18 protein-coding genes are annotated in these 22,823 nt (G+C 68.9%); 9 read left to right on the top strand and 9 right to left on the bottom strand.

What is annotated here, in order from left to right; translation table 11 throughout:
• Positions 1-699: 699 nt before the first annotated feature.
• From ACIODU_RS32195 to ACIODU_RS32185, 3 genes are all read left to right on the top strand, one after another.
• The gene (locus tag ACIODU_RS32195) at positions 700-3,213 is read left to right on the top strand and encodes a Helicase associated domain protein (RefSeq protein WP_401772418.1); all 2,514 of its coding nucleotides are present in this window, start codon (positions 700-702) and stop codon (positions 3,211-3,213) included.
• Positions 3,214-5,463: 2,250 nt separating this feature from the next.
• Positions 5,464-5,682 (top strand): hypothetical protein, encoded by a 219-nt coding sequence (locus tag ACIODU_RS32190; protein WP_401772415.1) that lies wholly within the window; start codon positions 5,464-5,466, stop codon positions 5,680-5,682.
• Between the two features lie 222 nt (positions 5,683-5,904).
• On the top strand, positions 5,905-6,099 hold the full coding sequence (locus ACIODU_RS32185) for a hypothetical protein (RefSeq protein ID WP_401772413.1): 195 nt from the start codon (positions 5,905-5,907) through the stop codon (positions 6,097-6,099).
• A gap of 170 nt (positions 6,100-6,269) precedes the next feature.
• Here ACIODU_RS32185 and ACIODU_RS32180 read toward each other — a convergent pair whose 3' ends face one another.
• The 7 genes from ACIODU_RS32180 to ACIODU_RS32150 form a co-directional block, all read right to left on the bottom strand.
• Positions 6,270-7,613 carry a helix-turn-helix domain-containing protein gene (locus ACIODU_RS32180; protein WP_401772410.1) on the bottom strand — a complete coding sequence of 448 codons (1,344 nt, stop codon included), beginning with the start codon at positions 7,611-7,613 and terminating at the stop codon, positions 6,270-6,272.
• A 1,249-nt stretch (positions 7,614-8,862) separates the two neighbouring features.
• Positions 8,863-9,732, bottom strand: coding sequence for a multiprotein-bridging factor 1 family protein (locus tag ACIODU_RS32175; RefSeq protein WP_401772407.1), 870 nt, complete (start codon positions 9,730-9,732; stop codon positions 8,863-8,865).
• Between the two features lie 4 nt (positions 9,733-9,736).
• Positions 9,737-10,018: a hypothetical protein gene (locus ACIODU_RS32170; protein ID WP_401772404.1), complete on the bottom strand. Its 282-nt coding sequence runs from the start codon at positions 10,016-10,018 to the stop codon at positions 9,737-9,739.
• 673 nt (positions 10,019-10,691) lie between these two features.
• Positions 10,692-10,826 (bottom strand): hypothetical protein, encoded by a 135-nt coding sequence (locus tag ACIODU_RS32165; protein ID WP_401772401.1) that lies wholly within the window; start codon positions 10,824-10,826, stop codon positions 10,692-10,694.
• A gap of 52 nt (positions 10,827-10,878) precedes the next feature.
• Positions 10,879-11,163 carry a hypothetical protein gene (locus ACIODU_RS32160; RefSeq protein ID WP_401772399.1) on the bottom strand — a complete coding sequence of 95 codons (285 nt, stop codon included), beginning with the start codon at positions 11,161-11,163 and terminating at the stop codon, positions 10,879-10,881.
• Positions 11,164-11,460: 297 nt separating this feature from the next.
• Positions 11,461-12,138, bottom strand: a complete 678-nt coding sequence (locus tag ACIODU_RS32155; RefSeq protein WP_401772396.1) for a DUF402 domain-containing protein — start codon at positions 12,136-12,138, stop codon at positions 11,461-11,463.
• A 108-nt stretch (positions 12,139-12,246) separates the two neighbouring features.
• A complete protein-coding gene (locus tag ACIODU_RS32150) occupies positions 12,247-13,818 on the bottom strand; it encodes a replication-relaxation family protein (RefSeq protein WP_401772393.1) in 1,572 nt (523 codons plus the stop codon).
• Between the two features lie 560 nt (positions 13,819-14,378).
• Here ACIODU_RS32150 and ACIODU_RS32145 point away from each other — a divergent pair.
• Positions 14,379-15,146, top strand: a complete 768-nt coding sequence (locus ACIODU_RS32145) for a hypothetical protein (protein ID WP_401772390.1) — start codon at positions 14,379-14,381, stop codon at positions 15,144-15,146.
• Between the two features lie 134 nt (positions 15,147-15,280).
• Here ACIODU_RS32145 and ACIODU_RS32140 read toward each other — a convergent pair whose 3' ends face one another.
• The gene (locus ACIODU_RS32140; RefSeq protein WP_401772388.1) at positions 15,281-16,756 is read right to left on the bottom strand and encodes an NF041680 family putative transposase; all 1,476 of its coding nucleotides are present in this window, start codon (positions 16,754-16,756) and stop codon (positions 15,281-15,283) included.
• 147 nt (positions 16,757-16,903) lie between these two features.
• Here ACIODU_RS32140 and ACIODU_RS32135 point away from each other — a divergent pair, with 147 nt between their 5' ends.
• Both ACIODU_RS32135 and ACIODU_RS32130 read left to right on the top strand, forming a co-directional pair.
• Entirely contained in the window at positions 16,904-17,326 is a 423-nt protein-coding gene (locus tag ACIODU_RS32135; RefSeq protein ID WP_401772385.1) for a hypothetical protein, read from the top strand.
• Between the two features lie 302 nt (positions 17,327-17,628).
• Positions 17,629-18,060, top strand: a complete 432-nt coding sequence (locus ACIODU_RS32130) for a hypothetical protein (protein WP_401772383.1) — start codon at positions 17,629-17,631, stop codon at positions 18,058-18,060.
• A 98-nt stretch (positions 18,061-18,158) separates the two neighbouring features.
• Here the strand turns inward: ACIODU_RS32130 and mobF are convergent, their stop codons facing one another.
• Positions 18,159-20,180: a MobF family relaxase gene (gene mobF, locus ACIODU_RS32125; RefSeq protein ID WP_401772380.1), complete on the bottom strand. Its 2,022-nt coding sequence runs from the start codon at positions 20,178-20,180 to the stop codon at positions 18,159-18,161.
• A gap of 284 nt (positions 20,181-20,464) precedes the next feature.
• Between mobF and ACIODU_RS32120 the strand changes: the two genes are divergently transcribed.
• The 3 genes from ACIODU_RS32120 (at position 20,465) to ACIODU_RS32110 (ending at position 22,741) form a co-directional block, all read left to right on the top strand.
• On the top strand, positions 20,465-20,776 hold the full coding sequence (locus ACIODU_RS32120; protein ID WP_401772377.1) for a hypothetical protein: 312 nt from the start codon (positions 20,465-20,467) through the stop codon (positions 20,774-20,776).
• A 390-nt stretch (positions 20,777-21,166) separates the two neighbouring features.
• A complete protein-coding gene (locus ACIODU_RS32115) occupies positions 21,167-21,556 on the top strand; it encodes a hypothetical protein (RefSeq protein WP_401772374.1) in 390 nt (129 codons plus the stop codon).
• Positions 21,557-21,796: 240 nt separating this feature from the next.
• Positions 21,797-22,741, top strand: a complete 945-nt coding sequence (locus ACIODU_RS32110; protein WP_401772372.1) for a S8 family serine peptidase — start codon at positions 21,797-21,799, stop codon at positions 22,739-22,741.
• Positions 22,742-22,823: the final 82 nt, after the last annotated feature.

Here is a 22,823-nt window from a genome sequence, read left to right as displayed (position 1 = left end):
CCCGCGGAGCGGGTCCCTCCGGGCTGCGCCCGTCGCAGCGAAGCCGGGTCGCTGCGCTCCCCGGCCGCTCCCGCTCCGCGTGAGCGGATGCGGCTCGCTCCGCTCACCGCCGGGCGGCACGCGCTCCGCGCCTCACCGCCAACCGTAGCGCAGGCGGCCCGCGTTGCGGGCCGGGGCCGGCCTCCGGCCGCCCCGTGGCCTCCGCTGCGCCCCAGCAACACCAGGCGCACCCGGATCCCCCGTGCGGGCCAGGCGTGCCACGCTCCGCGAGGCCCACCCACGGGCCTCACGGCCCGAGCGGCAGCAAGGGGGGCGGTGGTGACGGGCAGTCGGGCGAGTGACGGAACGCGGGGGCCAGCCACCCGTAGAGAGGGAACGAACTGAGGGGGCGTCAAGGCGCTGGATTGGCTTGCGATAAGGCGAGACTAGCAGCTTTCGGCCACGTTAGAGGGAATCTCACGATTCGGTGTGCTTCATTTTTTGGGTCAAGATAAGCTATGGACTCAGAGCACACCGCCCCGGACCCCTCCGGAGCAATATCGAGATCCATCCACCGGCCTTGCCGGTGCTCTGGTGAGGCAGAGCACCGAGTCGATCGCATCCGTCCAACCGTAGCCTTTACAGCTCCTCTACGTGCAGGTTTCCCGTTTCCCGCCGCTCGAATCGACCGGGTGGCACTCCAGGAGAAGGTAGGCGAACATGTCGAGCACAGACCGCGTTGACCAGCGCGAGGCGGCCCAGCGAGAAGCCATTGACGCGGTCGTGCGCGCCCTCGAATTGCCTGCAAGATCACTTGTGCCCGAACGGGGGCTTCGAACGCAGGTGATCATGGCGACCGGGTCCGGGAAGACCCGGGTGGCTGTCCGCAGCGCGGAGGAGCTCCACGCGGGCCGCGTGCTGGTGCTCGTGCCCTCGCTGGACCTGCTCGCCCAGACCGAGTCCGCGTGGCGCGAGGGAGGCCGCCGGGGGCCGATGATCGGGGTGTCCTCGCTGCGGGGTGAGGAGGTGTCCTTCCCCAACACCACGGACGTGGACGAGCTGGTGGAGTGGACGCGGGGCCTGGACAAGGTGACCGTGTACGCCACGTACGCCAGCCTCGGGCTGGGCACGCTGGAGCGGGCGCACGCCGCCGGCCTTTCGGCTTGGGACCTGATCGTCGTGGATGAAGCCCACAGGGTTTCGGGCCGGATCGGGAAGCCGTGGGCGGTCGTCCACGACAACCAGAAGATCCCCTCCCTGCGCCGCCTCTACATGACGGCCACGCCCCGGCTATGGCAGCTCGGAGACGAGGACGAGACCGGCGCACCCGGCGAGCTGGTCGCGAGCATGGACGACGACCCCGAGGGCCCCTTCGGCAGCCGCTGCTTCACCCTGACCCTCTCGGACGCCATCGACCGGGGAATCTGCGCCCCCTACCAGGTCGTATGCGTCGACGTCACCGACACCGCCCTCCAAGCCGCGCAGCTCCTGGGCGCCGAAAGCCGCTCGGCAGAGGTCCGCGGGGCCCGGCTCGCCGCCCTCCAGACCGCCCTGGTGAAGGCGTCGGCGGAGGAGAACTTCCGGCGCACGCTCGTCTTCCACCACGTCGTCAAGGAAGCCGAGGCGTTCGCGGCCGGCCTCCCCGACGTCGCCGCGCAGCTGCACGCCAGCGACCCGGAGCTGTACCCGAAGACGATCTGGGCGGACTGGCTGTGCGGCGACCACAAACCGCTCCACCGGCGGCGTCTCCTGGGCGAGTTCGCGGCGGGGATCGCCACGGACGGCACGGTGGTGGAGAAGTGCTTCCTGTGCTCGGTGAAGGTCCTGGGCGAGGGCGTCGACACCAAAAACTGCGACTCCGTCTACTGGGCGGACGTACGCGGCTCCATGCCCGACCTCGTCCAGGCCGTCGGCCGCGCGCTGCGGATGCAGCCCGGCGAGGGCAAGGTGGCCTCGCTCGTGGTGCCCGTACTGCTCGGACCGGGCGAGACGGCGGACAACATGCTCACCTCCCGGGCCTTCGGCGGGCTCGCCAAGCTCTTGGAGGCGCTGCGGGCGCACGACGCCCGGATCGTGGAAACCCTCGCGGAGCAGCAGGCCCCCAGCCGCTACAAGCCCGTCGGCAAGGACGGCGCGGGGAAGACAGGCGGCGGGGGCGCAGGGGGCGTCAGCGCCCCCGCCAAGGCCCTCCTGAAGTTCAGTACGCCGCGCGACCCGGCCGCCCTCGCGGCGTTCATCAACCTGCGCGTCCTCAACCCCGAGCACGAACACTGGCGGCGCGGCGTGGAAGCGGCCGTCATCTACGCCCGCGAACACGGCGACCTGAAGGTGCCGTTCACCTACCGGGTGCCCGCCGTCGACGACCAGGAGGCGGAAGCCGCGGTGTGGCCGGCCTCGCTCGCGAACTTCCCGCTCGGGCAGTGGACCGCCGACGCCCGCCGGTTCTACGCCCGCGGCGACATGGACCAGGACCGCATCGCCCAGCTGGAGAAGCTCGGCATGATCTGGTCCCACTTCGACGTCGCCTGGCAGGAGGGCCTGTCCGCCGCGCGCGGATGGGCGGCCGAACACGGGCACCTCCTGGCCCCGCTGGACGCCACCTACCAGGGCGCAAAGGTGGGCATCTTCCTGAAGAACGCGCGGGCCGCCGCCCGCAAGGCTGCCGAGAACGAGCAACGGCGCGCAGAGGGGCTGCCGGTGGAGTCGTCGGCCGGGACGCTGTCGGACGAGCGGCGCGAGCAGCTGGAGGACATCGACGCGTCCTGGTGCCCGAGCTGGCCGGTCACCTGGCAGCGCTGCTTCCACCTCGTACGGATGCACCTGGACGCGGGCGAGGCGCTGCCCACCGAAGTGGGTGACGTCGTGCGCCAGGGCGAGGACCTCGGACGGTGGGTGCAGTCTGTACGGCTCGGCTGGGACCAACTCACCAGCGTGCAGCAGTGGATGTGCGAACAGATCCTCGGCATCCAGCCCGCCAGCGAGGACGAGAAGCCGCCGCGCCCCCGTACTCAGGCCGACAAATGGACCGCCAACCTCACCGCCGCCCGGCAGTACTTCGAGCGCGAAGGCCACCTCAAGGTCCCCCGCAAGCACGTGGAGACCGTCGTCTCCAAGGACGGCCGGGAGGACCAGTACCGCCTGGGAGCATGGGTCAACAACCAGCGAAGCCGTGCCGCCGCGCTGACCCCGGAGCGGATGGAGCAGCTCTCAGGAATCGGTATGTGGTGGACATAGGAACGCCTCGGTCACCCTCGTGAGTGGAATCACCATTCATACTCTGCGGCCGATGCGAGCGTGCAAACGTACTGGTCAGGGCTGGTGGTGCTTTGCAGCGATCGACATTACGGATTGTGTTCAGCCGGACCTTTGCATCGCTCACAGTGGTACCGTCGGATGCAACATTCACCCTGATGGGTGAATGCACGAAGAGCTCCATCCTCCCAGGGCGGCAACCCCGGACTACGAGGACAGAGCTCTTCGCACCGTTGGAACGAAGGCCCTGGCTGAGACTTCAGCTAGGGCTTTTCGTTTTGTGGAACGCCTACAGCTTCTCGTACACCGTGATCGCGATTGTCACGACGGCCGCTGCCGCTGACACCCGCCCCGAGGTGACCTTCGGACGATAGTTGTTCCGCCAACGGTCTCGGATCCTCTTCAGCAGAGTCTTCAAGACCGTCTCCTTCCCGGCGCTCCCGTCGGAGCACCGGCCACACGGGATACGGTCCCGTGGCCGTGGGAGTGTTCGTGCCCCCAGCTGGGCCAGACACGAACGGTCGAAGGTGGTGCAATCTTATGCGGCTCGAGGGTTCCAAGGCGCGCAGTGCAAGCTGAGCTGATTATGGGGCAAAGTGGACGCTCGAACGAGAAGTTGCCTGCTCACGAGGCCAACGACCCCTGTGGCGTGCATTTCACCCGTGAGACCTTTGCCTCACTTGCCCAAGTAGCCTTATAAGCCCATAAATTGGCGAACCTTGCAGGTCACGCGGTGACGACCCGTAACCGATCAGATGGGACCTGCGATGTTCATTACGGGCCGCTTCTCGGTTTCCCTTGGATTCCCAGGCGCCTGGCCCGTTCCTCCACGGCATCACGGACGTCGGGAAGAGACGTACGGCCTCACATCGAACTCGCCGTACGCAGCGTCAGAGGTTGTAGAAGAACACGAAGTTGTCGTGCGTAACGCCCTGGTCTCAGCGTTCATCACCCGGTGCTGCTCATGGTCGAAGGCGGGCATCACCCTTTGCGCCTCCCCGAACCTGTGTCACTGGACGTCAGGCCGTCGCCGCCCAGGCCCAGTCGTCCGCCGCAGCCTCCGCATTACGCTCCCCGACCACGGGATCGGCTCGGGGACGGAGAAGGTGCAGAGCTGGAGCAGCCGCACTGTCGCGGTCAGACCTCGCCCGCACCAGGGGCGCCGTACGAAGCGCCTCATCACCGCAACGCCCACGTCGGACCCTGTGCAGCTGACCTGTGGTCGGAAAAGCTCCACCAGACCGGGCCGCACTAGGCCTTGAACCGGTACGCGTACTCCACGGCCATCTGGGCCCTGGCGGGCGACAGCATCTTCCCGTGTCGATAGTCAATCGGTCCCGGTCAAGTCCGTCACCTCGCAGATGACGACGCGCAAGTTCACGGTGAACTCGAGCCGGCAGTCAGACACCGTGACGAGGAGGTAGACAGAGACCTCCTTCGCCATGCCCGGTGCGCTGTCTTCGCCGCCACGCTCCTGGGACTCTTTAGAGCACCTGGGAGAACGCGTCTCCCCAGGGCTGGGCAGCCGCACCCGGCATGGCGGAAGTCGTCGTGTGTGCCAGGCAGTCGGCGAGCCCCGGCAGCTCACCGGGCAGAAGAGGTCGGCGCAGTACGCGTACGGGTTGCAGAAAAGTACATCCTCCAGGGGGTGACAAGGTCGCCGACCCCGACCAGTCCAAGCGAGGGCGCCGAGGGCGAACCCGGCCCGGGTGGAGGCCGGGCCCGCTGTCCTCACCAAGCTTTGGGCAATGCGGTCAGCGCCCGCCGGTCCTCACCGTGGCCGACGACCCACCACACCGCCCGGCCCACCCCCTCCCGGGTGAGGTGGTGCAGGGTCGTCGTCGCCACGGTCATCCGGTAGTTCACGCCCTGGACGCGGCGGGCGCGGTCGTGGAAGGCCGCCTCCCCGTGTCCGGGGCTGCGCGGCGCGTGGCCGGGGCGAAGACGAACAGAGCGGCGGGAAGGGCCTGTCCAGGGAGGGCCCGGCTTACGTCTCCTGCCAGTGGGAGCGCGGGGCACGGGCAGCATTCCCCCGCCCGGACGGGGGCAACGCCCGCGCCGATCGCCGCTACGCTGAACACGCCACCTTGGGCCAGGGCTACGACCCCACAGGGACGCTCTCACGCAGAGAGCCGCAGGACCGCCGACCGCGAGGCGCTCACCACCTCCACGCGGACGACACCACAGCAGGTGTCCGCTGTCCTCGATTCCTCTGCTCAAGGGAGCAGCATCATGACCCGGGACAACGTTCCCGCGCTCGTACAGCCGCCCGTCCCCGCGCCCGTCCCGCAGCAGCCCGCTGTCGGTGCCGGCCTGACCGCCGCGATAGCTCAGGGAGCCGCCCAGGGGGCCGCCCGGTCCATCACGGCCCGGCTGATGGACAAGTTCCTCACCAACCCGCCCGACTGGCTCAGAGCCCTGTGGTACGCGCTACCACGGCCCTGGGAGTAACCGACACGGCCGGGCAGGACGGTCCTGCCCGGCCGAGATCTCCGTCCGGACGTCAGCCGCGCAAGCGGGAGAGACAGGTGCCGCCGGCCTTCTGCTCGCCCACCTCCAGCAGCCGCACTCGCCCGCCCCGCGGAAGACGAGGCGGACGAACCCGCCCCCGCCTCGGTACCGCCGCCGGAGGCGAACGACGTCCTGGCGACGGCGGAACGCTTCCCGTGGGCCGTGGCCGCGCCGGGGACGCGCCACTGGCCGGACGGCGAGGACTTCCTGGACGTCGCGCTGACCGCGGTACGCGCTGATCGGGCAGCCGGGAGCCCGGTCATCCTGGAGCGGATGGAGGTCGCGCCATCCCTTCTGCGCGGCCGGTGCAAAGAGGGGCTGGAGGCCGTCTTCCTGGACGACCCCCTCAGCCGGTGAGCAGCCGAGAACGAGCTGCGGGGCCGGACAGGGTAATCCTGTCCGGCCCCGCGCCAGCCGAAGTCGAACGTCTCCCGTACGAGAGCAGGGTCGTTCTAACAGGAGCGAAGAACGTATTGCCCTGCGATGGCCCTACGGCAGGAACCGGGCAACTCCATTCATTGCTCAATTTATTCGTCATCGTAGAGCCTGGGTATAACTGGTGGGTCAAGTTCCAAACGCCGTGTGGCTATGTACAGAGATCGTTGAACCTTGCCACTGAGATTCGTTGCTGTCGCTTGCCATTCCCCGGAAATTGTGTCGGTAACTCTTTCTTGAATGCTGTAAAGCGTGATCGAATCGAGATTGACGGTCTCGTGGGGCCGGAGGTCCACCGGTACGAATCGGATGATCGTCCGGCCCTCTTCTTGATGAATGTCCGGTGAGTGCCGGGACTGCGGACGTGAAATAGCCGTTGAATACATGTGGACCGTCCCTGAGATTGCAATACTGCCAATGGGAAGGCCAGCCGTCCCGTATTCCTCGGGCGGTTTGGGCCACTTGATATTTTCATCTTCGTCCGAGAGATGCGCCAATACGGTACCTGGAAGGCTCAGAACAACTTCAACCTGGGTGAGATTATCCTCCCCTGGGTTCGTAAGTTTTAGTGTCACAGGTGCCCCAGCTGCACAAATATTATTTATCAGTGTTCGTTGAACTGCGATGCCAAAATCGCGCAGGTACTCCTCAACTTGCTCGCGGAAAATTTGGGGCGACCGGTAGTCACCGGGCTGCATAGAGCGGAACAACTCGAGTGAGGTCGACAAGCCCAGTTTGCCGAATTTCTTTTCGAGGCTGCTATTGTCAAGCTGCTTCAGGAGAGTTTCGCGGCGATGATCGATGATTTTGGCGCGTAGGCCATCGGTAGGCTTCACCAGAGCGACGGTGCCATTGGTGAGCTCTACACCAACATTCACACGCATGGTCGCGCGCAGAGCCCGCTCGGTAAGAGCTTCGATTTCTGCTGGGTGAGCAGGCTCGGTCCTACCTGCGTAGCGGTGGAAAATCGTGCCCGGCCTGTAGCTTTGGTACTCCTTACGGAGCGTGTAAAGAGGGTCGCCCCACCGCGGGGGGAAAATGTCCACGAGCATGACGTGCCGGGTGCCCTCACCGCTATCGAAAGGAACATAGGTCATTTGATACCGATTAAAGACGCCTAGGTAGCGCCTCAGCCAGGGATCGACCTTCTCAATGTCGTACGTCTGGACTCCGTGAAGCGCCTCTTCATCAACTCCGACAAGAAGGTAGGCGTGGCCTTCGGCCCACTGCGCTGCCACGTCGGGCATCCGGTTGGCGAACCCCAAGATCGCCTTTGAAATGGAGAAAGCTCCTTCGGCTTTTGAGACATCCAACCGAGATTTCCACTCCAGCCAGCATGACTCGTCGGCACTGCTCGCACCCAGCACGGCTTTGATCAGTGCCCTCTGTCTCTTCAGTCCGACTACTAGTTCGTCTGTCTCGAAGTTCAGGGTCACGGTCGTTCCGAAATCCTTTATCGTCAGTGGAAAACCAAGCATGTGGGATAGCACCGACCCGTTTTCCCCGAGGCCCGTGGTGCCGATGTCAGCCGGGGCATCCCCTCACCGATTGGGAGTCGAGCGCCAGCCCTGGCCGTTGAGAGACTCAGCGGCGGCCGCGATGGCGTGCCCAGCCTGGCTGAGTCCGGAGAAGACCTGCAAGGAGCGCGTGGCCGGGTCAGAACATCTGCGACGACCGCGTAGGTCTTGCGGCGGGCACCGCGATCTGCCGCGTTCCGAGTGGGTTCGAGCGGCTGGCCCGCTGCCGCTCTCACGCCTCACTGACGTCGAACGGAAGCTGGCCGAGGTGCCAGTCCTCGAGGCCGTCGTCCTGTGTGCCGCACCAGACCGCGTCCAGGTAGTCCACGGCTTCAGCAGCTCAGCGGGTACGAGAGGTCCGCGCGGTACTCCTACGGGTCGTACGAAACCAACCGGGTCGTACAGGCGCAGGTATTCCCATCGTTCCTCCTCCGGGCTGTACGCGGCGGCCACGAAGCGGGCGAGGATTCCTCAACAGCCGGCGGGAACAACAGCGGTGCGGTGTCAGTCATCCTGCCAGTTTCGCCGCTAAGCGGGGTCGGTGTCCGCCGGACCACAGGGTCGTTGTACGGACGTGAGTGAACTCCCGCCCGGCCCTCCGCCCAGTCTGTCCGAGCTGCTCGACACCCTGACGGACGCTGCGATCGACGTGTTGGACGCCGGGGCCCGAGAGGGCTGGTCACCCACCAGCGTGAGTGACGCGCTGCACGTGGTCGACGTCCTAGTCGCGGCGGCGGCGCAGCATGGCGGCCCGCTGGCCGCCGCCCTGAAACCGCTGCCCGCCCTGACCGCTGCCGCGCGCCGCGCCGTGCGCGACCCGCTCCCGACCGCGCCGCGGCCCCGTTCGTACCGCGCCCGGCTGGAAGAGGCAAACGGGACCGCCCGATTCCGTGCCTGGCGGGACGCCCGATGGCACCGGGTGCTCTCGGAGCCATGTGCGGTAACTGTCCAACGCGCGGTAGCCCGCCGGGCAGCGGCCACCGCACTCGAAGCCCGCCAGGAAGCCCGCGAAGCCACCTCGACAGCGCGCCAGGCGCAACGAGACCTCCTCGCCCTGCTACCCGAGAACGCATAGGGACTGCACCCGGGCGTCGGCGGAGGCGGGTCGTAGGCGCAGGGTCGCGTGCGCCTAGGGCCAGACAGGTTGTTCCTGTCTGGCCCCGTAGGTTCACGCTCCCCGGCGGCTCCCTGCATCTGGTGCCATCCCGGCAGTCAGCACTTCCCCGCAGACGGGGCACTCTGCGGCGCCTTGGAGAATCGAGCGCAGCCGATACCGGCTGACCTGATTACACGCGGTGTGAACGGCCGACCAGGGTGCGACCGCTCCGGGAAATTTCTCGCGCGGAACGAGGCCGGCCTCATACATTCGGGCCTTGGCCACCGATGCTTCCGTCTGCTTCGTCATCTTGACCTGGCTACGGTCAGCCTTCCGCTGGGCCAGGCGCTGCTCCTGAACACGCCTCCACGCGTGAACCCACGCAGGGAATGCCCTTTCCGGTATCTGGAGGGCGACCAGGTATGCCTGGAGCATCCGCTCTGAGCCCGGAATGCCTTGGCGTGAGGAGAACCGGCACGCCGAACTATGTGAGAGGAAGCCGTAGTTACGTGTCTCCTGGTAGTGGCGGTCCGTTCGTTTCTCCATCTCACGGGTGGACGGGCGGCCGTGTGTCTCCCAGGCTCGCCTGAGCGCGGCACCGAACTCGGCTTCGGTACGTACAAGAGTGATGCGAGGCGCCTCCGTGAAGTTGGGCCGGGTGATGCCACGGCGGTAGTTCACCGCCTTCTTCCACAAGGCCTCCGTCTTCACCCGGTCCAGGTCGCAGTTCTTGATGTAGTCGTCGACGGTGTGCCGTGGAGGAGGTTTTCCTCCATGCTCGGCACGTTGGACGGCAGATACGGAACGCTGGAGCTTGGCCGCGAGCTGATCTCGGGTCAGCCCCTTGCTCTGGCGGCCCTTTCGCAGATGCTCGGCAAGCTGCCCGATGGGGTTGGCGGCGTTGACCACCGCCAGGGCCGGCCGCCCTTTCCTGGTCGACACAGCGTCACTCCTCAGCCTCCGCTGAGCCCTGTGCGGGCGGGGGCGCGAGTGCGAGGGTGCGGGCAGCCACGGCCCGCACCTGCCCGATCAAGCCGACCCTCGCGAGGCGGACCGCGATAACACCGGCGAAGGCAGCGGTCACGATCAGCACGAGGGTGTGGTTGGGAGACAGGGAGGGGCCGTCCGGTGACATCCCGATCAGGATGCCCGGGGTCACCACGATCGTGATGATGACGAGCGCCTCGGCAGTGCCGAGGCGCTGTCGGCTGGGGGTTCTGTGGGACATGATTCGCTTTCTGTGCCTACCGCCCAGGGGCGGCTAACGATGGGGCCCTCGAGGTAGCTGAGGGCTTCCGGCTCCAACCGGCTTCTCCGCAGGGGCGTTTGGCTCGCCACTCCGTGTGAGTGCATGGTGCCATTGCGCGAAGCCACGGTCGGCCGGTTCGGGCAGCGTTAGTTCACACCTGTCCCAGGGAGTGAAGGTTGGCCTACGTGCCATGCCAGTGGCAAAGCGCGGCTGCATTGGGGCCCTCGTCAGCCTCGGGCGCCGGCCTCATGCCGGGAATTGCGTCAAGCTCAGGCCATAGGGAAAGCATTCCGTCACTTCCGCGCTTACCACCTGCGGATTTCGAGAGGTCCGTTCCGGATCATCAGATTCCGTTCATAGCGTCATACGGTAATCGTGCAGTTTTGGCTCACTTTCATTTGCGTCAACCCTTCAGCGCTTGGGACTATCCGGGAATCTCTGTGCCGCAGGCCGGCTCCAACCGCAGCTGAGCAGGGACTTGACGCTGGTGTTTGGCTCACCGGCGTGCGACAAAGTGAGTCGGTGCGTCCGTCGGACTCACCGACTCACCTGTGTGAGGCCGGGCATGTGCCACGTCCGCAGCGGACCCGCACCGGCTTGCCCAAGGTCGTCTTGGGCAAGCCCCCCGCCCCGGGCCGGGGGGCTTGCCGACTCAGGTGCGGTAGCGCGAGAACCAGCCGCCGGCCTTCTGCTCGGACACGGCCTGGTCCCGGTTCCGGTGCTGCTGGTCCGGCCGGCCAACAGCTTGGCCTTCGGCGGCGAGGGCTTCTGGTTGCAGTCGTCGCACAAGTGGGAGGACAACATGAGGGCCGGACGGAGGCTTTCACGTACGTGGGGTGTCAGGCACAGGCCAGACGGTCGGTGACGGGCCAGTCGATGCGCACCCCCCGGCGGATCAGGGCGGTGATGCTGTCGACCTGGCACATGGTCCGCTGGTCCTGGGCAAAACGGCGCAGCGCCTGGTACACGCCGTCGCGCAGTTGGTCGTCGGTCAGCGTGGGCGCCTGCTCTTGCAGTTCGTGGAGAAGCTGCCCTGCGCGGGCTGCGCGGGACAGTGCGGCGTCGGCGAGCGGTCCCTCGGCGAAGCCATTGTGTACGTACAGGCCGGGCTCGATGAAGGTCATGGTGACGGTCCTCTCCGCCCGGCCGCGCGTGGTCTCCCGGGTGGAGACGCGGTAGCGGGGCCGAGCGAGCGGGAACGTAGGGCACCGAGTTCGTTAGCGTCGCGTCGTGACCGCCGGCCCGGGCAGTGAAGAGACACCTCTCCCCCACGGCTACCGCGTGGGAAAGAGGTGTCGTTCTCCCGAGAGGGCTTGCCCACCGGGTCTGACCTGGGTAAACGGGCGGTCGTGGGATCTCGGGGTGCACACCTGCGGTCACACCTTCGGTGCCCCGCCGTGAGCAACCGTCCAGGCAACGGTTCAGCCGCCCTCCGGTCCCATCCGCTGCGCGGTCTGGGGGAGGCGTGGCGTGGGCCAGGCCGGCTCCCACCGCCAGGCCGCCCATTGTTCCGCCTGTGCGAAGACGCCGGAGCGTTCGGTGAGCATCGCCAGGACCTCGCCGCGGGCGGCGTCGACGGCCCGGTGCTCGGTGTCGGAGACGATGCCGAGGCGTCGCACGTGGGCGTACTCGTCTTCGTCCTTCCACTCCCAGCGGGCGAGGTCGGGCGCGACGACCAGGTCGACGGTGAGGTCGAGGGTGTCGAACCCGGTATCGGTGCGGCGGGTGGGGTGCTCGAAGTTGACGTACCAGTTCCGCAGCCTGCGCCCGTCACCTTCGGGGACGAAGAAGGCGTTGATGCTGAACCAGGACGTGGGCGGCTTCCACAGCAGCAGGTCGGTCTCCTGCCACACCGTGCCCGCGAGCTCCCAACGGCCACTCGCCATCGCGTCGAACGCCTCCGTGCGCACCGTACGGTCCCCCTCAGCGCGGGCCCGCGCATACAGGGCCGGCCACCGGGCCTCCGCTCCGGGCACGCAGGCGGTCACCAGCGCCTCGCCGGCGTCGGCGACGACCCGCAGGGCAAGCTCGCTCCACACCCGGCCGGAGCGGTGGACATCGCGCCGTACGACCGTCTGGCCCGTCTCGAAACCGCGCACCGCGTCCCCTTCTCCGGTCCAAGGCCGTGATATCCGGCCCGGCTTGCCCACCTCACCCCACCCCGGCCGGGGTGGGCAAGCCCCCATCCGAGGAGGGCTTGCCCGCGCCTACCGGCGGCGCCCGAACAGGCCACGCCCCTTCCTCGCGTCCGCGTCGACCGCCTTCCGTAGCGCGGCCTCTTCCACCTGGCGGCCTGCGGCGCGCTCAGCCTGCGCACGGTCGGCGGCCCCCTTCGCACACCGCCCGCACAGCCCCTCCCGCTCACCGGGCCACGAGGACCCCTTGGTCTCCTGCCAGCGTTCGTCGCTGAACTTGGTCCCGCAGCATGTGCACACCGGACGCCGCGCCTCCCGCTCCGCCGCCTCCCGCTCCGCCCGGCGCCGGCGGACCTCGCGGAGCTGGACCGCGTACAGCCGCTCGCCGTCCGGGTTGTCCAGGGCCTCGCTCAGTGTCTGCCACTCCTCGCGCCCGAGCCTGCGCCACACCCTGCCTGCGGCCCCGGCCGGGTCGGCGGTGATCCGCTCCAGCTCGGTGACGACCACGGGCAGCGCCTGGTGGTAGTCGACAGCCGTGAACCCGGCCCACGGGTACGGGGTGCCGGCGAAGTAGCGGCGCGCGGCTTGCTCCAGGCGCCGCATCCGGCTCTCGCGCTGCGCGGCGGTCTTGCCCGTGAACACGAACGCCACCGGCGCGTAGCCCTCCCGGCCGGTCGCCGGGTAGATCCGCGACCACAGCCGGAAGTCGTGCACCGCCGCACCCTGTCGGCGTGCTGCCCGCTCGCGGTCCTTGTCGGCCTTTGGCGCCAGGAGCTCGAACCAGTCGGTGTAGCGGCGCAGCTTCGCCGTCAGGTCGTCGACGGGCTCGGTGACGCGGTCGACCTCCAGGAGCATGGCGGGCACTCCGGCGTCCGGGGCGCGCAGCGTCAGGTCGGCGTACTGGGTGTACCCGTACGGAAGGCGGTGGGCGATCTCCGTCTGCCAGGACAGCAGGGTGCCGAACCCGGCCCCGGTGAGGACCGAGGCGGTCATCGTCACGGCGGCGGCGTGTTCGTCGTAGCCGTCAGCGTCGACCGGCTCTCCGTCGTCGTACTGGGGCTTGCGCAGCGCGGACATCCGCGCGCTCTTCGGAAGGAGTTGCTTGGACTCTTTGTGTCCTCGGTCGGTGAGCACCCACAGTTGGTGTCCCGACTCCAGGCGGGTCTCCACCCGGGCCTTCCCCTCGCGCTTGAGGGCGTTGAGGGCGTCCCTCGTGCACCGGTCGTGCCGGTCGCCGGGCCGCAGCATCCGCCACAGATGTTCAGCGGTAGCCCGCTGGAAGATCCCCAGAGCCCTCAGCACTTCTTTCTTCCTGGTGTGGGTCGGCTTCCATGTCTGTTTGGACTCAGAAGGGTTGTCGAACGTGCCGGGGGCCCCTGATTTCCGGGTCTGACCTGTACCGACGCAGGCATCGGCCGCAGAGGTCGTGGAGGGGGAGACGGAGGGGGCCATGGAGGGGGCCGGCGGGACCTGGTCGACGTCGGCGGCGGGCCGGCGGTCGGCCGGCTCGTACGGGTCGGAAACGAAGTCGGGGGTGAGATCGGCGGGCACGATGTCCTCGGTTTCTCCGGCCTGCTGGCCGGCCAGTGAGCGTCCGACCCGCACGCGGAGATACGCGCGGGCCGGAACCACCGTCGGAAGCACCCCCTTGTCCGCTGTCTGACGCTCCCCGCCGACAGGTGTCCGATTCCTCCTTGACTAGCCCGCTGTCGTACAGGTTTGTCCATGACCGACGTCACAGGCGACCACTCGGTCCCGCGTGCGCGTCCTCCGCCCACAGGCCCGCGCTCCGAATGATCGACAGGCCGGGCGCAGCAGGCACTCGGCCCGTACAGGAACGAAGTCGTCATGGAGACGATGTCGCCGAAGGTCCCCCCGCTCGGCCCGGAACAGATCAGGCGGGCCGCTGACTACGTGGAGCTGGTCCGGCAGGAGCAGGGCAGCGGGGAAGAGACGGCTGAGTTGCCCGTGTGCCCTGGATGACCCTGCTGATGGGCGCGGCCTTAGCGCGCGCACGCCGGAGGCTGGCAGTCCTCACCCCTCCGCCCGGTCCTCCTCGGCCGGATCAGCGCGCCCACCCACACCCCCGCAGCGCGGGGTGCTGGCATATGCCACCTTCTCGGAAATTCCACTTCCATATAGAGCTATACCGTATGGTTCTATACGGATCGGCCGTGGGGGTCGACCGTGACCCGAGGAGCGCCATGTCGTACGACATCCCGGACATCTGCATCAGCGCCTACCGCAGGCGACTGGCCGAGGCAGGAATCGAGGTGACCGAGGCCCAGGTCCGCGCGGTGGACGAGTGGGCCGAGAAGTGGGACCGGGGGCGGATGACGCTGGTCGAGCTGTGCACGCGGACCGGCTGGCCCCTGCCGCCGGGCGCCGCCGGGGAGCCGGGCGAGATCATGCGGTACTACGCGGGCAAGGCGCTCGGGCACGTCCGCGCCCAGCGGCCGGAGGACCCGGTCGACCGCGTGCGCGCGGTCGCCGAGGACGTCGCCAGCGTCCGGGGACACCTGCTTCCGGCGCTGGATGACGAACTGCGTGACGCCCTGGCCGCCGCCGACCAGGCGGCGCGCGACGAGGAGGGCGCCCTCCCGCGTGGCCACCGCGAGCGGCTGGTGCGCGCGGCCGAGCGGGGCGTCTCGCGGGCCGGGGTGTTCAAGGCGCTGGCGGTGGGCGAGACCTACACAGCCGCCCAGCGGGCGCTGCGTCCCATCTGGCAGTCGCTGCCCGACGGGTTCAGCCTGCTGCTCTTGGGCAACGCCGTCATCCTGCGCTGCCACCCCCAGGGCCAGCTAGCCGACTTCGCTTTCGCCCACAATAACGCGGTCGACGTCCTGAACTGTCTGGGCGACGCGGGGTTCCAGTTCCTCTCCGTCAGCGGCGGCACCGAGGACAGCTTCGCGGCGCAGCTCGCCAGCGGGGTGGACATCACCCTGGCTCGCAGCACCGCCGCCGCGTCCTAGCGATCCCCAGCAGCTTCCGTTCGGGGAACGGTCACCGTGACCGTTCCCCGAACGCTTGCGCAAATCGGCTATTTCGGATGCTCGACCCCTGACCTGCTGATTTAGGGTTCAGAAACAGGCACTGAACTTGTTGTTTAACCAGTTCGTCGGGGTTTGGTGCCGACCTTGTGGTGGGCCGGTCGCTGGTACGGCTCGCTGCCCGTGAGGACCAGTCCCACGTCGTGGCGGGCTGCGGGTCGCCGGTTCTTCGAGCCGGGCGGTCGGCCAGGGCCGGGTGTGGTGGGTTTGGGTGCACCGGCCGGTGAGCCCGTCGTCGTGCGGAGGTTCCGGAACCCGCGCCGGACGCGGGCGGGGGTGAGTTTGTGCGGCGGCGCCGGCTTCTCCCAGGGCCTGCGAAGGTCGGTGGCCAAGGGCCGGGCGAGGCGGAGTTGGGTGTGGGCGGCGATGATCAGCCAGGTCCAGCGGTCGGCGGCTGCGGAGTCGCGTAAGCGGGGTCCGGTCCAGCCCAGGGTCTGCTTGAGCAACCGGAAGGTGTGCTCGATGTCGAACCTTCGCAGGAACGCCTGCCAGCACCGGTCGATGTCGGCGGGGGCGGCGCCGGTGCGCGACCACCACAGCCAGACCGGTTTGTTCACCCCGCCGGACGGCAGGTGTTCGACGGCCAGGCGGATGACGGTGCCCTCGATGACCGGCAGCGGGCCGTCGTGGCCGAGCCAGGCGGCCCGCTGGGTCAGCCGGGGGTGCAGCCGGTCCCACGCCTGAGCGGTGGCCTTGCCGTAGAGGCGGGTGTCGGTGACCGTGACGGCCTGCTCGGCGCCCCAGGTGGCGGGGTCGCCGAAGACGAACTCTCCACCGTGCTTGGGCGGCCGGCCGCCCTTCGGGTGGGTCAAGAGGAACTCCTCCCGCGAGGGTGCCGGGCGGCGCATCACCCGGTCTGACCGCGTCCGGCCCAGGACCTCGACCGGCAGGCCGGACAGCAGGTGGGCGATGCGCGGGGCGTCGTAGCCTGCATCGAGCACGACCAGCACGTCCGGATCACCGGCGGACCACTGGCCTGAGGCGACGAGCCGTTCGACCACCTCGCGGACCTGGTGGGCGGTGACCGCCGCCAGGTCCGCTCCGGGGGCCGGGCGGACCGCGTCCAGGAATGCGGACCAGGAGGTGCGGCCGCTCTCCAGCGCGACGACGACCGAGTACGGCCAGCCGGGCATCATCTGGTGCTTGGCGTTGCCGCGGCCGTAGGTGTGGCAGAACGAGCGGTCCGGCACGGTCCCGGCGTCCGGGCGAAGCCACGGCGAGACGTCGACGGCCAGGACCAGCCGGCCGTCCGCGGCCCGGGGCAGCGGCACTCCGGCCAGGACCCGCCGGAGCCGGGCGACATCCACTTGTCCGCGGTTGAGGCCGGCGTAGAGGGTGCCGTGACCCCGGCGGTGCTCGGGTGCCAGCGCGAGGTCGACCAGGGACCGCACCGGTCCGTCGGTGCACAGTACGGCGTCGGTCAGCTCGAACAGCGCGTCGGCGCGGGCGGTCAGGCAGTCGTAGAAGTCGGTCCGGAACCGGGACAACACGGTCAGGGACTCGGCGCGGACAGCGTCGTGCAGCAGACTCACCCTCGCGGCCTTGGCATGATCAACAGCGTCTCGACAACGCACATGATCACATCAAGGCCGCACTGCTCTGCTCCGAACCGGCCTTGATGCCAGAACGCAGCACCGCGGTCCTCTGGCTGTCTGTCACGCCGGGCAGAATGCGGCCTCGTGAGCCTCCACTTTGAAGTCGTCTTCACGTGCTTCCTCCGCGACAACACCCCCGACACAGTGCTGGAAGCCCTGCGTTGGCACCTCGACATGGTCTCCGAGCGCCCGAGCGGGCTCGACGCGGACGAGCACACGTACCCAGTGCTGGCACCGGACCCGGACGGCCGCCTGCCCGGCGGAGACTTCGCGTCTCTCCGGCGTCAGTCCCGAGGCTTCGCAGCCGGCCAAGAGCTCTACGCATGGGGACTGTTCAGCCGCAACTACTGGAAGGACGACGAGATGGGCGAACTGGTCACGATCCTTGACCTGCTCGCCCCCTACGTCGAAGAGCCCGGTTACGGCGGATACTTCCGCGAGGAGTACGACTCGGAGCCGACCGTCTTCACCTTCCAGAACGGCACCTACGGGCCGTTGAAGCTCTGACCGAGGCCAACTCCTGAGCGCCGAGGAGGTTAAAAAACAAGCTGAAGACCGACAGCAGCGAGACTGGTCAAGGAGAAACGCGGCGGTACACGGGGCGACGGCCGACCTGGTCAAGGGGGCGCGGTGGGGCGCGCAGCCGGGGCGACACAGTGGACAAGGGGTCCGGTTTGGCCCTGGCGGCCCGAATCGCCCCACCCTGAGAAGCCGGAAGGAATCTTCGTTCTCTGTCCACAGGCCAGCGGGCCGACCCTGCGGGGACGTCGCCGCGATCCGGACGGCGACCGAGAGTTGAGGAGTCCCCCGTGTTCTATCTAGTGCCTTCCCGTGCACCCCTGACTACGGAACAGGTCCAGAAGGGCTTCAGCTTCCTCCTGGGCCTACAACTGGGCGGCGGGAGCAACGTCGCCGACCGTACGGACGACCCGGAGCTGCCCTTCGTACTGCTGCGGCTCGCCGAAGACATCATCACCCCGGTCACCACCCTCTCGGACGACGACGAGCTGAACTCCGACTCCTTCGCCCTCGACGAGGTCGGCGGGGTGCTGCTGTCCGCGTTCCGCGACTGGGCACGCGACTCACCCACCACCGCGGTACTGGGAATCGCCCGCACCATCATCCGCTTCACCACCCACGTCATCCCCGACCCCGACCACCCCGACCCCGCCGACACCCTGGAAACGATGCGCGACGAACACCTCCAGATCGCGGCGGCCATCCACGGCACGCACCCGTAGAAGGGGCACGGCGACGCTGGGCCGGACCGCCCGTACGGTGACCGGTCCGGCCCCGCCTCCGTTCACGGGGCCGCCACCCCGCCCCACTCCAGCCGTCCTCACCGCCGTGCGGGCGGCGACCAGCGGCCGGTCTCCCGCCCGCGGTGCGGGCCCGGCTGCTCGGGACGGTTCGTACGTTGGTCGTCCTCGCCCACCGGGTCCGGCCTCTCGGGGTCCGACCTCTGGGCATCGTCCTGTTCGGCGTAGCGGTCCGTACGGGCGCGGGAGTCGTCGGCCGCTCTGGTGAACGTGTCCTGAAGGAGGCGCAGCCGCTCCGCCGTGAGGTCGAGGGCTTCCACGCCGGTGTCGGTGCGGGAACTCCTCAAGGCCCGCAGCGCCGTCAGATCGACCGCTTCCCGCCGTTCGGCCTCCGGCTCCTGGTCGTCGTCGCGCTCAGGATCGGCAGTGGGCGCAAGCAGCTGCTCGGGCATCGCAACCTGCTGGTGCGCGACGACGTCGTACGCCCGGCCGCGCGCGGTGGTGGTGCGCAGCTTCTCCCGTACGACCGCGCCGGCGAGGACGGCCCGCTCGTACTGCAACGGCACGCGGGGTATCTCCCGCTGCCTCGCCGCCGGTTCTGCGTCCGGCGGCCGGTGTGTGGGGGCGCCCGGGTCTGCGGGTGCGCCGGAGTCGGCCGGCGGAGGCCAGTGCGGGCCGGAGGCTGTGGTCGGTGGGCGCCGGGTGGTGAGGTCGGCCAGTGACCAGCGGGCGGTGTAGAGGCGGTAGCCGGCCTCCCGGCCGCGTACGGTCTTCGGCTCGCTGATGTCCAGGCAGTGGGTGGAGATGGCGGCGGCCACGATGCGGTCATCCAGGCCCGGGTCGCGGCGGCGGCCGCGCAGGACCAGGGCGAGGTGGCGGCGGGCTTCGGCGAGCAGGTGCCGGCGGTGGAAGCGGCCACCGTTGTTCATCACGAACACCGTCGCCGTGACGTCGACGGCCGCCAGGGCGACGTCGACCACGGCGGCGACCCGCGCCCGGATCGCCGCCGCCGCGGCGCGGGCGTACTCGAGGAGGGAGGTGATGACGTCGGCGGCGACACCGGAGGTGAGGATCGCGCTCGTCCTCCACCACGCGCGCAACTGTGCGAGCGGCCGGGTCCTCTGCTTGGGCGGGCGGGTCCTACGGGCGGCTATGGCGTTCAGCTTGGCGCGGGCCCGCTCGGAGACCACGGGCAGGAACCGCAGCTCGCCGTCGTCGTCGACGGCGGTGACGTACTCATGCTCCAGCTCCTCCAGGCAGGCGGCGATCTGGTCGGCGCGCCGGGAGGTCCAGCGGATCAGCTCGTGCGGCACCCCGGCGATCTCCATCACCGGCCGGCGCCCCTCGGTGACCGTACGCGGCTCGGACGCCAGCCCCAGCACCTCGCAGACCTCGGCCATCACCAGCTCGTTGTAGAGCGAGGAGGCCGCCACCGTGCTCTCGTACAGGGCCGTGGAGTGCACCGAGCCCCACGTCCCGTCCAGGCGCTGCCCCTTCACGGACAGCAGCACATGGTCGTGGAGCAGGGGCATGCCGGAGCGTGCCTCGTAGTGGCGGAAGCGGGCGGCGACCAGACCGCCGGGCGGCCGCACCCGGTAGACGCCGTCCTTGCCGTACCGGATGACCGCGACCTCGTCCTCGATCCACTCCAGCACCCGTACGATCGCCCGCTCGTGCGCGGCCTCGATCACCCGGCGGGTCTCCTCGTCCCCCAGCGCCCACAGGAGGTAGATCGTCGGCTGCGGCCGGAACACGAAGTCGACCCCGGTCACCGTCACCCGGCGTCCGAGGGCACCGGCCTTGAACGCCTCCTTCGGAGAGTCGCCCGCAGCGAGCAGGTCGGCCTCGATCCGGTCCGCGTACGGATGTCGGCCCCGCTCGCCGAACAGGTTCCGCAACTGCGCCTCGGTGACCTCCTCACCCAGCGCGAGTCCCAGCACGGCGAGCCCTCGGCCCATCCATCGCCCGGCCGGGACACCGGCCTGCTCCTGGGCGGCGCGCAGCGACGTACGCGCCGGGCGGCGGCCGTCACCGACCACGGTCTCGCGCAGGTAGTAGCGGTACATCTGACCGGCCCGGATCACCCTGATGTCGACTGTCATGCAGACCACGCCACACGGCTCTGACCTGGAAGAAAAGACCGGAAGGTCGCACCTCCCGCCAGGCGGGAGCAGGGGCCGAACTTTCTTCGCCGGTGCCCGCCGGGCGGGAAGCGGCGCCGCGCCGGACGCGAATGTCATCACTCTCCGGCACCACCCCGACAACACCCACAAGCATCCAAAAACACTCACGAGCGTCACGGGACGCCTACTACCGAAGAGCCCCGCCCACACCCAGCCCCCGGCAACCGCCGGGGGCTTCGTCGTGCAGCCCGGAGGAGACCAGCGTGCCCACCTTCGAGACCCTCCCCCGCTTCACCACCGACCTTCGCCGACTCACCCCGGAACAACGTCACCGGTTCCGTCAGACGGTGGCCGCCTTCGTCGAGGACCTGCGCGCCGGAGGAAGCTTCCGTGCCGGCCTCCGCGTCAAACGCGTCCAACGAACAGCAGGAGCAGGGATCTACGAGCTCACCTGGTCGATGGGCACCGGCCCCGCAGGACGCGCCACCTGGCAATACGGAGCAGAAATCCACCCCGGCAATCCCCACGTGATCTGGCGTCGCATCGGCACCCACCACATCCTCACCGGCCCCTGACCCTCGCGTACGCCGACGCCGACGCACCGGAAGCCGGAGAACGTCCGCCGCTACTTCAAGCCGTCTCCCGAGGCGATCGCGTAGCTGACCAGCCTTCTCGCGCCTGGCGACGGATGGCGCTGAGGACAGGGAACGCGGGCAGGCCCGTGTCCCCGGGTTCAGCCTCTGGGCCGCCTTGGCGGTCGGGCGCCGTGTGCCGGGGTGCCGCTCTCACTCGTACGAGGGTGTTACCGCTGGTCAGTTGGGTTGTGCGGGGTTGGCGGCCCTAGCGTGATCATCGGCGTGGCGGCGGCTTTGAAGTGCCGTCGTGGTCACCGCTGTCCGGGCGGCCACGCCTTCATCCGAACCTGCCACGTTCCTCGACGACGTGGCCAAGAAGGGCACCCCATCATGCGCACCCGATTCCTCGCTCTCGCCGCCGCTGTTGCGTCCGTACCGCTCCTCGCCGGGTCCGCTTCGGCGGCGCCGGCGGACCTGAACGCCCCCTACGCCCGCGCCGCCGCAAAGGTCAGCGCGAACGGAACACTCCTGGCCACCAAGAACGTCGCCTCCTCGGAGCGCCTGGAAGGACGGCCCGCGGGCTACTACTGCGTGGCGGTCTCCGACCCCACCGTCGACCTGCGCAACGCGGCCGTCCTCGCCACCGTCAACAACAACCGATCCATGATCACCGTCATCCCCAACAGCAACTGCAACGGCAAGACCCGCACCATCACCGTCGTCACGAGCAACTACCACAACGACCCGGCCGACGTCCCCTTCACCGTCGCCGTCCTGTAACCGACAACCGAAGCACCCCTGCCGGGAGCGACCGGGCAAAGCCCCTGCGGCCCCTGCCGACCGGTCCTGTCGGCAGAGGCCGCGCGGTGGGAGCCGCAGAGCCGCCGCCAGCCCGAACCGGGCCTGGCTCTCACCGAGATGTCCTTTTCCCGGCGAACCGGGTGACGGCTTGTGGATCTTGTCGTTGTTCAGCTCGTACCCGGGTCCCCGGGCATCTCTGGGTGAGGGAAGGCGGCAGTCGTGGCACGTGCGGGCTGGAAGAGGACGAGCGTGGCGGGCGCGGTGCTGGTGGTGACCGCGGGGGTGTGCGCGCAGACGGCGGGAGCCGACACCCAGTCGGGTGCCCCGTGGGGGCTGGCCCGTATCTCCCACACCGAGACCCTGAGCTTCCGCACCTACAACAAGTACCTGCACAAGGACGAAGGCGGCTCGTTCCTCAACGTGTACGTCCTGGACACCGGCATCCGGACCACCCACCAGGACTTCGAGGGCCGCGCCTCGGAGTGGACGAGCCAGTTCTGGGGACTGGAAGGCGACGGCAGCGGGCGCGGAACGCACATGGCGGGGACGGTCGCCGGCGCCAAGTACGGCGTCGCGAAGAAGGTGCGCCCGGTCGGCGTGATGACCGCCGGCAGCAACGGAGACCAGCACACCGATCTCATCATCGAGTCACTGGAGCAGATCCGGGACCCCAGCCGCAGGACCGAGGACAAGTACGGTGCGGTCGTGCTCATCGGCCCCGGCGCCAAGCGAAGCGCGGAGCTGAGCCGGGCCATCGACGCCACGATGAAGGCCGGATACCTCGTGGTCACCGCGGCGGGCGACGACAGCACCGAGGACTGCGCCTTCCCCAACTCCGCCCTCAACGTCGCGGCCAGCACCGTCAAGGACGAGGCCGCCGACTTCTCCAACCACGGCAAGTGCATCGACGTCTACGGCCCCGGCGTGAACATCCTCTCCGACTCGGCGACCAGCGACACGTCGCTCAACACCACCTCCGGGACCGGCGAGGCCGCGGCCCACGCCGCCGGCGTCGCCGCCTACCTGATGTACCTCGGCAAGGCACCCCTCCACGACGCCGCCAAGGCCAAGCAGACCGTCATCGACCTGGCCACCAAGAACGCCCTCACCGGCGTCCCCGCCGGAACCCCCAACCGCCTCCTCTACAACGGCGGCGACAAATAGTCCCCCGGGAGGAGCGGACCGGTGAGCAGGGACTCCGTCAGGTGTTCCCGCCTGTGCGAACGGGGGACACCCCGTAACTCGA

The organism is Streptomyces sp. NPDC088261 (assembly GCF_044740805.1).
GTDB lineage: Bacteria > Actinomycetota > Actinomycetes > Streptomycetales > Streptomycetaceae > Streptomyces.
Note: the sequence above shows the minus strand (reverse complement) of the source record. Positions and strands in the feature narration are given on the sequence as shown.

Coding starts and splice junctions, on each gene's coding strand:
- ACIODU_RS32145 (WP_401772390.1), top strand. CDS start 14,379: ATGTCGTACGACATCCCGGACATCTGCATCAGCGCCTACCGCAGGCGA.
- mobF (WP_401772380.1), bottom strand. CDS start 20,180: ATGACAGTCGACATCAGGGTGATCCGGGCCGGTCAGATGTACCGCTAC.
- ACIODU_RS32170 (WP_401772404.1), bottom strand. CDS start 10,018: ATGTCCCACAGAACCCCCAGCCGACAGCGCCTCGGCACTGCCGAGGCG.
- ACIODU_RS32160 (WP_401772399.1), bottom strand. CDS start 11,163: ATGACCTTCATCGAGCCCGGCCTGTACGTACACAATGGCTTCGCCGAG.
- ACIODU_RS32115 (WP_401772374.1), top strand. CDS start 21,167: ATGCGCACCCGATTCCTCGCTCTCGCCGCCGCTGTTGCGTCCGTACCG.
- ACIODU_RS32190 (WP_401772415.1), top strand. CDS start 5,464: ATGACCCGGGACAACGTTCCCGCGCTCGTACAGCCGCCCGTCCCCGCG.
- ACIODU_RS32195 (WP_401772418.1), top strand. CDS start 700: ATGTCGAGCACAGACCGCGTTGACCAGCGCGAGGCGGCCCAGCGAGAA.